11 protein-coding genes are annotated in these 11,373 nt (G+C 71.6%); 5 read left to right on the top strand and 6 right to left on the bottom strand.

Annotated features, from left to right (window positions below; all coding sequences use genetic code 11):
* Positions 1-176 precede the first annotated feature (176 nt).
* Both V6S85_RS18905 and V6S85_RS18900 read right to left on the bottom strand, forming a co-directional pair.
* A complete protein-coding gene (locus V6S85_RS18905; RefSeq protein WP_334349901.1) occupies positions 177-1,184 on the bottom strand; it encodes a helix-turn-helix domain-containing protein in 1,008 nt (335 codons plus the stop codon).
* Between the two features lies 1 nt (position 1,185).
* Complete coding sequence (locus tag V6S85_RS18900) at positions 1,186-2,481, bottom strand: MFS transporter (protein WP_334349900.1); 1,296 nt, start codon at positions 2,479-2,481, stop codon at positions 1,186-1,188.
* Positions 2,482-3,220: 739 nt separating this feature from the next.
* Here V6S85_RS18900 and V6S85_RS18895 point away from each other — a divergent pair.
* A complete protein-coding gene (locus tag V6S85_RS18895) occupies positions 3,221-4,450 on the top strand; it encodes an OmpA family protein (protein ID WP_334349899.1) in 1,230 nt (409 codons plus the stop codon).
* A gap of 202 nt (positions 4,451-4,652) precedes the next feature.
* Here V6S85_RS18895 and mnmD read toward each other — a convergent pair whose 3' ends face one another.
* From mnmD to motA, 3 genes are all read right to left on the bottom strand, one after another.
* Positions 4,653-6,434 carry a tRNA (5-methylaminomethyl-2-thiouridine)(34)-methyltransferase MnmD gene (gene mnmD, locus V6S85_RS18890; RefSeq protein WP_334349898.1) on the bottom strand — a complete coding sequence of 594 codons (1,782 nt, stop codon included), beginning with the start codon at positions 6,432-6,434 and terminating at the stop codon, positions 4,653-4,655.
* Between the two features lie 69 nt (positions 6,435-6,503).
* Positions 6,504-6,809: a hypothetical protein gene (locus V6S85_RS18885; RefSeq protein WP_334349897.1), complete on the bottom strand. Its 306-nt coding sequence runs from the start codon at positions 6,807-6,809 to the stop codon at positions 6,504-6,506.
* Positions 6,810-6,964: 155 nt separating this feature from the next.
* The gene (motA, locus tag V6S85_RS18880; protein WP_101717163.1) at positions 6,965-7,834 is read right to left on the bottom strand and encodes a flagellar motor stator protein MotA; all 870 of its coding nucleotides are present in this window, start codon (positions 7,832-7,834) and stop codon (positions 6,965-6,967) included.
* 160 nt (positions 7,835-7,994) lie between these two features.
* Here motA and V6S85_RS18875 point away from each other — a divergent pair, with 160 nt between their 5' ends.
* Genes V6S85_RS18875 through vapC form a run of 4 tightly spaced genes read left to right on the top strand, consistent with a single transcriptional unit; the run spans position 7,995 to position 10,870 of the window.
* Positions 7,995-9,311: an MFS transporter gene (locus V6S85_RS18875; RefSeq protein WP_334349896.1), complete on the top strand. Its 1,317-nt coding sequence runs from the start codon at positions 7,995-7,997 to the stop codon at positions 9,309-9,311.
* A gap of 8 nt (positions 9,312-9,319) precedes the next feature.
* Positions 9,320-10,189 carry an alpha/beta fold hydrolase gene (locus V6S85_RS18870; protein WP_334349895.1) on the top strand — a complete coding sequence of 290 codons (870 nt, stop codon included), beginning with the start codon at positions 9,320-9,322 and terminating at the stop codon, positions 10,187-10,189.
* A 49-nt stretch (positions 10,190-10,238) separates the two neighbouring features.
* Positions 10,239-10,460 (top strand): type II toxin-antitoxin system VapB family antitoxin, encoded by a 222-nt coding sequence (gene vapB, locus V6S85_RS18865; RefSeq protein ID WP_116487466.1) that lies wholly within the window; start codon positions 10,239-10,241, stop codon positions 10,458-10,460.
* Positions 10,460-10,870: a type II toxin-antitoxin system tRNA(fMet)-specific endonuclease VapC gene (gene vapC / locus V6S85_RS18860; protein ID WP_334349894.1), complete on the top strand. Its 411-nt coding sequence runs from the start codon at positions 10,460-10,462 to the stop codon at positions 10,868-10,870. Before vapB ends, vapC begins: the two co-directional genes overlap by 1 nt.
* 16 nt (positions 10,871-10,886) lie before the next feature.
* On the opposite strand, the gene V6S85_RS18855 is transcribed toward vapC, so the two are convergent.
* Entirely contained in the window at positions 10,887-11,369 is a 483-nt protein-coding gene (locus V6S85_RS18855; protein WP_116566666.1) for an ASCH/PUA domain-containing protein, read from the bottom strand.
* Positions 11,370-11,373: the final 4 nt, after the last annotated feature.

The following is an 11,373-nucleotide window of genomic DNA, read 5'->3' as shown; positions in this document are numbered from 1 at the left end:
CGAACTGCGCTCCAGCCCAAGGCCCGCGCCAGCCACCACAGCAACCATCATCCGCCCCTAGATGCGACGATGCGGGCAAGCAGCCCCGCTTATGATTCTAGGTCGGAGGGAGCGCGCATTGGTTTAGCTTTAACTTGCGATGACCGGATAAGGGTACCGGCGGCCCCAACTCGCCCTCACCCCAGTTCCCCCAGCCATCCGTCCCAGCGCTGCTTGCTGACGCCGGGGTCGTCGCGGGGCTTGTCTTCCAGGGCGGCTCGGTAGGCCGCCAGCGTGGCGCCGTAGGTGTCGGCGAACAGGCGGGCCATCTGGGCGGGGCTGGAAAAGCCCAGGCGCTGGACCAGGGCCGCGTCGTCGGAGGCGGCGGGGTCCTGGGTGTCGAGGGCGCGGCGCAGGGCGTCCAGGCGGATCAACTGGATGAAGCGGGCAACGCCCCCCTGCTTTTCGAACAGGCGATAGAGCGAGGAGCGCGAGACGCCGGCGCCCGCGGCGATGGCCTCCACCGACAGCGCCTTGTCGGCCAGGCGCGGAATGACGAAGCGGCGCACGGCCTCGCGGCGCGAGAGATCGCGACGCTGGTCCTCGCGGCCGGCGCGCGCGGCGTCGCCGCCCGCCGACGACAGGATGTCGACGAAGGCCCGGCCCAGGGCCGGCAGCGCCGCCGAGGCCAGGGTGTCGCCGTGGCGGGCCAGCGAGGCGAGAAAGTCGGCCAGCACCAGGTTGTGGGGCGGGGCCAGCACCTGTCCGTGAAGCCGACCCGCCGGCCCCAGGGCCGCCTCGATGACGTCGCGGGCGATGCTGGCGGTCAGGATCAGGGCGTCGTCGTGCTCGGTGCGCATCGGCCGGCGGGTGTCGAGCAGCACGCTCATGCCCGCTTTCAGCAGGCGCGGCGGGCCGGGGGCCTGCAGCCGCACCTGGCCTTTCAGCACGTGGGTCAGCACGAAGTGGTCGAAGCCGTCGCCGGCGATCCGCTCGCGGCGGGCATGGACCACGCCCGACAGGCGGCGTTCGAACAGCAGCACCTTGTCCAGCCGCCAGCCCCGCACCCGCGCGAAGAACGGACCATCGCCGCGGCTGACGTCGGAACCGCGTGAATAGAGCGTGGCGTAGAGCGCGAAGGCCTCGTCGACCGGATGATCGTCGCTGGAGAAGCGGAAGCTGTCGGCGGCGGCGCTGGTGGGCATGTCAGGCGCTCGCGGTCTCGAGGGTCTCGCGCGCCAGTCGTCGCCAGGGGCGCGCGCCAAGGGCGGCGGCGAGGGCGGCGAGGGCGGCGGCCAGGGTCGTGACCAGCGCCAGGGCCATGGCCAGGCCGTGCGGGCCGGCGAACAGGCGGTCGCTGACCACGCCGGTCAGCAGCGGCCCGAAGCCGAGGCCGGCGACGGTGACGAAGGCCAGGTACAGGCCGTTCATCGGCGGGCGCAGGGGCGAGGGGCTCAGCGGCTGCAGGCCGGCCAGGGCCGCCAGGGCCGCGCCGCCGCCCCCGGCGGTGATCAGGAACAGGGCGGCCGCGGCGACGGCCGGCGTGCTCGCGCCCGCCAGCAGGACCGCGCCCAGGACGGCCAGGGCGAGGCCTCCGGCCAGGACCGGGGCCGGGGCGCCGCCCGCCCGCAGGCGGCGATCCATCAGCCAGCCGGCCGCCAGGTGTCCGCTCGGGGCGGCGACCAGCACCACGGCGCCGGCCAGCAGCGCGCTGGCGGCGGCGGGCAGGCCGCAGGCGCGATTGACGATCGAGGGGGCCCAGGCCGCGGCCGCCTGCACGGCCAGGATCACGCAGCCGGACGCCAGGAAGTGCAGTCCAAGGCCGGCGGGGCGCGCGGCGAGGCGGGCGATCGCGTTTCCCAGGCCCTGGTCGTCGGACGGGCTGGGCCTCAGCCCGCGCAGCCGCCAGGCCAGCAGCGCCACGAGCAGCAGGTTGGGCAGGGTCAGCAGGACGATGGCGGCCCGCCAGGGCGCGTGGCCGAAGGCGCTCAGCAGGCCGCCGGAAAAGGCGCCGAGCGCCAGTCCGCCGGCCAGGAGCGCGCCGCTGCGGCCCATCGAGGATCCCGAGGTGAACATCGACACCCAGCGCGACAGCCGCTCGGGCGGCGCGGCGGCGACGATCAGGGCCAATGCCGCGGGTGCGAAGGCGGCCTGGGCGAAGCCGAGCACCAGCCGCGCGGCGAGCAGGCCTTCATAGGTCTGCGCGAAGGCCAGGGCGGCCGTGGCGGCGGTCCACAGCGCCGCGGCGCCGGCCAGTAGCGGGGCGGCCGGCAGGCGGTGGCCGCGATGGCCGGCCAGCAGGGTGGCCGCGACGTAGAGCGCCACGAAGGCGGGGCCCTGCAGAGCGCCAAGCTGGGTGTCGGTCAGGTGGAACTGCGCCTTGAGCGCGGGCGCATAGACGCTGGGGACGGCCCGATCGACGAAGGCCATGAAATGGCCCGCTGCCAGCAACGCCACCCCGGAGACGTCGAGCACGGGATACTGGTCCGGACGCGACGTCACGCTCTTCGGGCACCAAGCTCAGGTAATCCACACCCCCGCGCGGATCTTTATCAGTCGTAGTTAACCGAACGTCGGGGGCTGTCCAGCCCCCGGCTCGCCCGGGAATGACAAAACGTTCCAGGTTTGGGACGCGACAGTATCCGCGGCCCGGTGTTAGCGCTCGCGCAAACGTCCCGTCCTCGCGGCGGAGACGGGTTCTCAGCGCCGCGACGGGTCGTCGATCCCTCGTCCCCGGCGGCGCGATTGGGGGCGGCTCGGCGTCGTCGCGCACTCCACAGGCGGTGGCGGCGTCGAGGCGAACCGTTCCAAGGGCTTCGCCGCATCCTCCAACGCGGCGGGGACGTGAGGGTGGTCCAGGCGGCCGGTCGTGGGGGCGATCGCCGCGGGACCCGTGACCGGCGGTGCGCACGACGCGCCGCTGGTCGCCTCCGCCCTGGGCGAAACCGCCCTCAAACAGGCAGAACAACGATCGCTGGTCGTTGATATCTGAAATAATCGCCTGGGTTGATCTGGATTTCGCGGGCGAACTACGCGACCATTGCTGCGGCGCCGAAGGCCTGCGCCTCGTGGCGGCCGACGTCCGTGTTCCGATCGTCGGAGGACCATTTTGTCGAGAATTCGACGAAACTCCCCCACTGTGGCGCTGGCGCCACATCCGATTTGCGAAGTCGTGCGTTTGTCGTCATGGAAGCCGCCCCGCGGGGGGCGTCCAGGCTAACTTTATTAGAGGGTTCTCATCATGAAATTCGGGTTGCTGGCTGGCGTCGCAACCGTCGCGCTCTGCGCGGCGTCCGGCGCCTCCGCCCAAAGCGCGTTGAGCGGATGGTATGTGGCCGGCGACGTCGGTTACCACTCGACCGAGGGCGTTGAGACGAGTTCGTCGGTGAACGCCACCGACGGCCGTCCTTACGACTGGACCTTCTCGACGGACGAAGACTGGGCGGCCTTCGCCCGTCTCGGTTATCGCATCTCGCCGAACTGGCGCGTGGAAGGCGAATACGGCTACCGCGGCGGCGACATCAGCGGCGTGCGTGGTGAAAACGCCTCGCGTCCGCAGCCGATCGGCCTCTGCACCGCCGGCCCGATCCGCTCGGCCACCAGCCCGACCTGCGGCGCGCCGAACGGCGAGCTGAAGGCCACGACGCTGATGGCCAACGTCATCTATGACTTCCTGCCCGACTCGTCGTGGCGTCCGTTCCTGGGCGCCGGCGTCGGTACGGCCTGGGTCCACAACAAGGTGTACGGCCAGCTGAGCGGCGTTCCCGCTGGCGGCGCCCGCATCCAGAACACCAGCATCGACGACGTCGATCAGGCGTTCGCCTACCAGGGCCTGCTGGGCCTGGCCTGGGACGTGACCCCGAACTGGTCGATCGACCTGACGGGCCGCTACCTGGTGGCCAAGAACCTCACCTGGGGTTCGGTGACGAGCAATGTCGGCCCGGCCGGCGGCGCCGTGACGGACGTCGGCAAGTTCGAAGGCGACTACAAGGACACGTCGATCACGCTCGGCGTGCGCTACACCTTCGGCTCGCCGCCGCCCCCGCCGCCCCCGCCCCCGCCGCCGCCTCCCCCGCCGCCGCCCCCGCCGCCTCCGCCCCCGCCGCCGCCTCCCCCGCCGCCTCCGCCGGCGTATGAGGCCCGCGAGTTCGTGGTGTACTTCCCGTTCGATCAGTACGTGCTGACGCCGGAAGCCCAGGCCGTGGTGCAGCAGGCCGCCGACTACGCCAAGGGCGGCAACGCGACCAAGATCACGGTCGTGGGCCACACCGACACCTCGGGCTCGCCGAAGTACAACGTCCGCCTGTCGGAACGTCGTGCGAAGGCCGTGGCCGATGGCCTGGTCTCGGCCGGCGTGCCCGCCACGACCCTGGCGGTCGACTGGAAGGGTGAAACCGCCCCGGCCGTCGCCACCGGCGACGGCGTGAAGGAACCGCTGAACCGTCGTTCGACCATCTCGATCAACTTCTAAGATCGAGGTCGGACGGAGGTCTCAAGCTTCCTGACGAATGCGAAGGCCCCGGAGGAAACTCCGGGGCCTTTTGCTTTGCGCGGCGGGCCTCCCTTCCCCTCGATGGGGGAAGGGCCGGGGATGGGGGTGATCTGCGGAGTTGGCCGCGGCCAAGCGTCAACCGTCGGATCACCCCCACCCAACCCTCCCTCAAGGGGGAGGGCTATCTGTTCGGCGCCACCAGCGCGACCAGATCGCGGGGCAGGGGCGAGGGCGCCTCCAGCATCAGGGCGACCACGTGCTCGGCCAGCAGCGGCGCGGTCACGAAGCCCCGGCCGCCCAGGCCGCCCAGCACGTAGAGGCCCGCCGGAGCCTGTGGAACCGCGCCGGCCAGGGGCAGGTGGTCGGCGGTCGTGGCGCGTACGGCCGCGCGGCCGTGCAGCGGCATGTCGGCCAACCGCGCGGCGAGCTCCGGCCGGCCCTTGGCCAGGGCGGCTTGGTTGCGGGCGTGGTCGGCGTCGCGCAGTTCGCTGGCCGTCTCGCCCCGGTCGTGGGTGGCGCCGAACAGCACGCCGCCGTCCGGCGTGGGAACCGCATAGCCGCCGAAGGCGGCGGGCGTCACCGACAGGTCGGTCGGGCCGGTCCAGCTGGTCTGGCCGCGCACCGGGCGGATCGGCGCCTCGGGCCACAGGCGGGCCAGATCGGCGCCGGCCGCCAGGACGACCGCGTCGGCGGTCGCCAGCAGCGCCCCGTCCGCGCCGAACAGGCGCCAGCCGTCTTCAACCTTCTCCAGGCGGGCCGCCTCGGTCGCGACGACGTCGCCGCGCCAGGCGGCCAGGACGGCGGCGGGATCGACCACGCGGGCCAGATCCATGCGCAAGGCGCCGGCCGCCGGCTCGCCCAGCGCCATGCTCGCGTCCTCCGCCGCGAGGACGGTCATCTCCCCGGCGGCGAACAGGTCTTGCTCAGCCACGGCGGCGAAGCGGTCGGGGTCGCGCGGACCGGTCGCCAGGCGCAGCACGCCGCGCGCCAGCACCGCGCCGGGCAGGGCGTCGTAGAGGGCGGCCGCGCGGGCCAGGGCCTGGGCGGGCAAGGCCGCGCGCGGCCCGCCGCCGGCGTCGAGCGCGGGGGTGACCAGGGCGGCGGGGTTGCCCGAGGCCTTGGCCTGGTCGGCGTCGAACACCGTGACCGCCAGGCCCTCGGCCCGGGCGGCGCGGGCCAGCGCGGCCGCGGCGATCCCGCCGCCGACGATCGCCAGGCTCTTCGGGCGCGCGGGCGTGGCGACGTCGCCTGGGAAAGTGGCCTCCAGCCGCTCGCGCTTGCGGCCGAAGCCGGGACGCTTCTCCCAGGCGAAGCCGGCGGCGGCCAGGCCCCGGCGTACGGCCCCGGCGACCGTGAAGGTGGCGGCGCGACCGCCGGGCGCGGTGCGAGCGGCGACGGCGGCGAGGATCTCCTCGCTCCACATGGCCGGATTGAGCGCCGGCGAAAAGCCGTCCAGGAACCAGGCGTCGGCCTGGCCGCTCCAGGCCGCCAGGGCCTCGGAGACGTCCATGACGGCCAGGTCCAGGGTGGCGTCGAAACCGGGCAGGTCGACGCGGTGAAAGCCCCGCGCCGGGCTCGGCCAATGGTCGAGCAGCACCTGGGCGGCCTCGCCCAGCTGCGGCCAGACGGCCAGGGCGCGGGCGGCCTCGTCGCGGGTGATCGGGTGGGCCTCGATCGAGAAGATATTCAACCGCGCGCCGCCTTTGGCGTCTCTGGCCGGCTTCTCGCGCCGCCAGAGGTCCAGCAGGGCGGCGATGTTGAGGCCGGTGCCGAAGCCCAGTTCCCCGACCACGAAACGGTCGCGCGCGGCCCAGGCGCCGGGCAGGCCGCAGCCGTCCAGGAACACCGCGCGGGTCTCGGCCAGGCCATCGGCGCTGGAGAAATAGACGTCACCGTACAGCCGCGACTGCGGCAGGCCGTCCTCGCGCCAGACCAGCGGGGATTGGGAAGAGTCGGAAGTCATGGCGCCATCATAGAAGAAGGGCCGCCCTCGCGGACGGCCCTTCGGGATCTTTCGGAGGATCGAAAGGCCTTAGTGGCCTTCGGTCTTCTTCTCGTCGGCCGGAGCGGCGGCGGGGGCGGTCCCCGGGGCTTCGGCGGCCGAGACCGCGTCCGGCTCGGCGGCGGCGTCGCTGGCGGCCTTGTTGGCGTCGGCCATGGCCTGGCCCTCGGCGCCGGCGGCGTCGGCGGCGGTCACTTCGCTGGCGCCGGCGGCGGCGGCCGCGGCGGCCTTGTCGTCGGCGGCGGGAGCCTCGTCCTTCTTGCCGCAGGCGGCCAGCGACAGGGCGGTCATGGCCGCGCCGGCGATGAGGATCTTGCGGAGGACTTGGGTGGTCATCGGGGGCATCCTTGCGACTGGCCTTGCGGCCTGAAATGACGACGGCCCGGCGTCGAAGCCGGGCCGCACCAAGGCAAGGAACCGCTTTTCACGCGCCGTTGCAAGCCAAAGATCACGGCGGCGTGATCATGACGTGTACGGATCGGGTGAGAGGATCAGGCCTCGTTCGGGATCTGGGTCAGCGCCTCTTCCAGCTCGATGAAGCTGGGCTGGTGGACGCTGGGGACGTTGCCGCGGCCGATCTCGACGCTGATCTGGGCGGCGTTGCCGTGCAGGTGGGCCACGAGGACCGCCTGGATGATCTTGTAGAAGGCGCCGTCCTCGTTGACGACGGCCTGCAGGCGGGCGGCCATCGGGCCGACCAGGCCATAGGCCATGAACACGCCCAGGAAGGTGCCGACCAGGGCGCCGCCGATCATGCCGCCGAGCACGGCCGGCGGCTCGGTGATCGAACCCATGGTCTTGATGACGCCCAGCACGGCGGCGACGATGCCCAGGGCGGGCAGGGCGTCGGCCATCGACTGCAGGGCGTGGGCCGGCTCGAGCGCCTCGTGGTGGTGCTTCTCGAGCTGCTTTTCCATCGCGTCCTCGACCTGGTGGGGATCCTCCAGGTTCATGGTCATCATCCGCAGGGTGTCGCAGATGAAGTCGACGGCGAAGTGATCCTTCGAGATCTTGGGGTAGCGCGAGAAGATCGAGCTCTCGTGCGGCTTTTCGATGTGGCTTTCCAGGGCGATGACGCCCTTGGACTTCATCGTCTTGGTCAGCAGGAACAGCAGGGACAGCAGGTCCCGATAGTCGCTGGCCTTCCACTTGGGGCCGGCGAAGATCTTGCCGAAACCGCCGGCCGTGGCCTTGATGACCGTCATCGAGTTGGAGATCAGGAAGGCGGCGATGCCCGCGCCCAGGATGGCCATCAGTTCGTGCGGCGCGGCGTGAAGGATCACGTCCATCTTGCCGCCGCCCATCAGGTAGCTGCCGAACACGAGTGCGAAGAGCAGCACGATGCCGATGATCTGGAACATGACGTCAGGGAGCCCCGGGGATTTCAGCCCGCATCATCGCTGTTAATGCTTAATCCAAGGTATCGGGCCGGGCCTGCGAATCCGCGACCGGATGGCGCGGCGCCGCGCGGGTGAAAGCGGGGCCTTCCCCTGCGGGCAAACCCCCTCTAACGTTTGTTCGATGTCTGCCGCCGCTCAAGATCAACAGGTCAACCGGCGGGCCTTCGCCATCCTGTTCGGGGTGTCGGCGGCCACGGCGCTGGGCAATACGGGCATGCTGTCGGTGCTGCCCGCCATCGGCCGGCAGATCGGCATCCCCGACGCCATGGTGGCGGCGATCTTCTCGCTGTCGGCCCTGCTGTGGGCGATCTCCTCGCCGTTCTGGGCCAAGCGGTCGGACGTGCGGGGGCGAAAGCCCCTGATCCTTCTGGGCCTGGGCGGGTTCTGCGTGTCGATGACCCTGTGCGCCTTCGTGGTCAGCGCGGGCCTGCACCAGCTCATGCCGCCGATGGTGGTGTTCGTGCTGTTCCTGCTGGCGCGGGCGCTGTTCGGCCTGTTCGGCTCGGCCGCCAATCCGGCCACCCAGGCCTATCTGGCCGACCGGACGAAACGGGAAGAGCGCACGCAGGCCATGGCCACCCTGGCCGGGGCCTTTGGCCTGGGCACCGTGGTCGGGCCGCTGCTGGCGCCGCTGTTCGTGCTGCCGGTGGTGGGGCTGGCCGGGCCGATGTTCGCCTTCGCCGGCCTGGCGGCGGTGATGATGTGGATCGTCAAGCGCGGCCTCGACGAGACCACGCCGCCGGCTGCGGCCGGCGAACCGCAGCCCCGCGCGCGCCTGGCCTTTCCGTCGCTGCGGCGGGGCGACAGCCTCTGGCGCGACCCGCGCCTGGCCCCCTTCCTGCTGTTCGGCTTCCTGGTGGCCACCTGCCAGACGGCCCAGACCCAGACCCTGGGCTTTCTGATCATCGACAAGCTGGGCGTCGAGCCGGTCAAGGCCCAGGGCTTCATCACCCTGGCCATGGCGGCCGGCGCGGTGGCCGGCCTGCTGGCCCAGTGGGGCCTGATCCGGATGTTCTCGATGGGCCCGCGCGAGCTGATGCGCTGGGGCGTGGCGGTGGCGGCGCTGGGCAATGTCGTCGTCGCCTTCGCGCCGGACTATGCGGCGGTGGCGATCGGCTACGCGGTCTCGTCCCTGGGCTACGGCTTCGCGCGGCCGGGCTTCACGGCCGGCGCCTCGCTGTCGGTCGACGCCAAGGACCAGGCTGGCGCGGCGGGGGCCATAGCCGCCATCAACGGCCTCAACGTGGTGGTCGCCCCGCTGTTCGTGCTGCTCTACGAGGCCGTGCGCTGGGCGCCGTTCGTGCTCAACGCCCTGATCCTGGCGGCCATGCTGGCCTATGCCCTGCGCCAGGCGGTGCTGCGCAAGGTCAGCGACGCGGACGCCTCGGACGAGGCGACCATCGCTGGGCTCGAGCGCGGCGACGAGGGCGGGGTTTAGCGATGGGCATGCGCCGAGGTCTCGCATTGGCCGTGGCGCTTCTGGCGGCGAGCGGAGGATCCGCCTTCGCCCAGGACGGCCGCTTCGACGTCGGCGACGGGCGGATGATCCGGCTGTCCTGCCGGGGCCAGGGCGCGCCCACCGTGGTCGTCGACGCCGGCATGGGAAGCGCGCCGGTCGAGGACGAGGCCTGGGGCCGCATCGCCGCCCGCGTCTCGGAGACGACCAGGATCTGCCTGTCCGACCGCGCCGGCCTGGGCGCCAGCGATCCGGCGCCCAAGGGCGCGCCACGCACCAGCGCCGACGCGGCCGCCGACCTCGATGCGGCGCTGCGCGCGGCCGGGGTCGCGCCACCGTACCTGCTGGCCGGGCACTCCATCGGCGGCCTGCACGCCCAGGTCTTCGCCGCCCGCTATCCGGAGCGGACGGCCGGGCTGGTGCTGATCTCCTCGACCCATCCCGACCAGATGCAGGCCTGGCTGGCGAAGCTGCCGGCAGCGATGCCCGGCGAGCCCAGGTCGATCACCGACGCTCGCGATTTCCTGACCCGGATGCCGCGCGATCCCGGTCTCAATCCCGAGAACCTCGACTTCGCCGCCAGCGGCGTCCAGGCGCGGGCGTTGCGTTCGCTCGGCGACAAGCCGGTGATCGTGGCCACCCACAGTCCGAAATGGCGGATGGTCCCCGACCTGCCCGAGCCCCTGGCCGTCGAACTGGAAGCGGTGACGCAGGATTTGCAGAAGCGGTTCCTGTCGCTGTCGTCCCGCTCGACCCAGGCCATCGCGCCCACGGCGGGCCATGGCCTGCCGCACGAGGATCCCGGCTTCGTGGTCGAGGCGATCCTGGCGGGCGTCCGGGCAGTGCGGGAAGGGCGGTAGGCGTCTACAGGAAGTCGGGATATACTGAATGTATATCCCGGAGTCCGTCATGGTCCGAACGACCCTTTTTCAGTCCAACCGATCCCAGGCGGTCCGCCTGCCGAAGGATGTGGCCTTTCCCGAAGGAGTGCGCTCGGTGACGGTGCTGCGCGAGGGAAAGCGGCGCGTGATCGTGCCCGCGGACGCAGCTTGGGATGATTTCTTTGTCGGGCCGAGCATTGATCTAGGAGAACGCGACCAGCCCGCACCGCAGAAGCGTGAAAGCTTCTGATGCTGCGCTACATGCTCGACACGAACCTGTGCATCCGCGTGCTCAGGGATCGGCCGTCGGGCCTGCGTGATCGCTTCAACCTGAATGCCGACGCCCTGTGCATCTCGACGATCGTCTTGACCGAGCTGTTGCATGGCGCGGCCGAGTCCGCGCGGCCGGAGCATCATCGGAATGCCGTGGAGCAGTTCGCGGCGCGCCTGGAGGTTTTGTCCTTCGACGCATCCGCGGCGGATCACGCCGCCGACATCCGGGCCGTGCTGGAACGATCAGGGCGATCGATCGGCGGCTACGATCTGCTGATCGCAGGGCATGCGCGCTCCCGGGGGCTGGTGGTGGTCACCGGCGACCTCGGAGAGTTCGAGCGGGTCGAGGGCCTGCGCTGCGAAGATTGGCTGGCGGGCGGGGTCTAGCCCCGCCCGTCCATCCTCAGCCCTTGCGCACGATCCGCGCGGCGGCGGCGTGGAAGGCGGCGTCGGTCTCGGCGAGATCGGCCACCGCGCCGTGGCGGTCGGCGGCGACGCTCATGTTGGTGGCCACGTAGGACTTCGACACCCGGCGGGCCTCTTCGCCGCGCAGGGCGGCGTTGGCGGCGGCGGTCTCGTGCCACTCGGCCAGTTCGGCGGCGGTCAGCGGGTGGTCTTCCGGCGCCTCGGGGTGATGCACCACGTCGCCGAAGCCGATAGCCACGAAACCGTGGATGACGCCGTAGTCCTCTTCCGACAGCAGGAAGGTGATCTGACGCTCTTCGACCTGGCCGGTGTAGACGTCCTGTTCGGGATCGAACTCGCGCAGCACCAGCACGTCGCCGACCTTGAACTCGCGGTCGTTGCGGCGGATCTCGAAGCGCTTCTTGCCCGAGCGCACGGCGGCGAAATACTGCGGCCAGGTCTTCAGTTCGTGACGGGTCATGGGA

The sequence above is a fragment of the Caulobacter sp. CCNWLW153 genome (assembly GCF_036889365.1).
Classification (GTDB): Bacteria; Pseudomonadota; Alphaproteobacteria; order Caulobacterales; family Caulobacteraceae; genus Caulobacter; species Caulobacter radicis.
The sequence above is the reverse complement of the archived record's forward strand: the minus strand, read 5'-3'. Positions and strand labels throughout refer to the sequence as shown.

Bases quoted from the DNA above. Each gene is read 5' to 3' on its own strand.
- V6S85_RS18905 (WP_334349901.1), bottom strand. From the start codon at position 1,184: ATGCCCACCAGCGCCGCCGCCGACAGCTTCCGCTTCTCCAGCGACGAT.
- V6S85_RS18895 (WP_334349899.1), top strand. From the start codon at position 3,221: ATGAAATTCGGGTTGCTGGCTGGCGTCGCAACCGTCGCGCTCTGCGCG.
- mnmD (WP_334349898.1), bottom strand. From the start codon at position 6,434: ATGACTTCCGACTCTTCCCAATCCCCGCTGGTCTGGCGCGAGGACGGC.
- V6S85_RS18885 (WP_334349897.1), bottom strand. From the start codon at position 6,809: ATGACCACCCAAGTCCTCCGCAAGATCCTCATCGCCGGCGCGGCCATG.
- motA (WP_101717163.1), bottom strand. From the start codon at position 7,834: ATGTTCCAGATCATCGGCATCGTGCTGCTCTTCGCACTCGTGTTCGGC.
- V6S85_RS18875 (WP_334349896.1), top strand. From the start codon at position 7,995: ATGTCTGCCGCCGCTCAAGATCAACAGGTCAACCGGCGGGCCTTCGCC.
- V6S85_RS18870 (WP_334349895.1), top strand. From the start codon at position 9,320: ATGCGCCGAGGTCTCGCATTGGCCGTGGCGCTTCTGGCGGCGAGCGGA.
- vapB (WP_116487466.1), top strand. From the start codon at position 10,239: ATGGTCCGAACGACCCTTTTTCAGTCCAACCGATCCCAGGCGGTCCGC.
- vapC (WP_334349894.1), top strand. From the start codon at position 10,460: ATGCTGCGCTACATGCTCGACACGAACCTGTGCATCCGCGTGCTCAGG.
- V6S85_RS18855 (WP_116566666.1), bottom strand. From the start codon at position 11,369: ATGACCCGTCACGAACTGAAGACCTGGCCGCAGTATTTCGCCGCCGTG.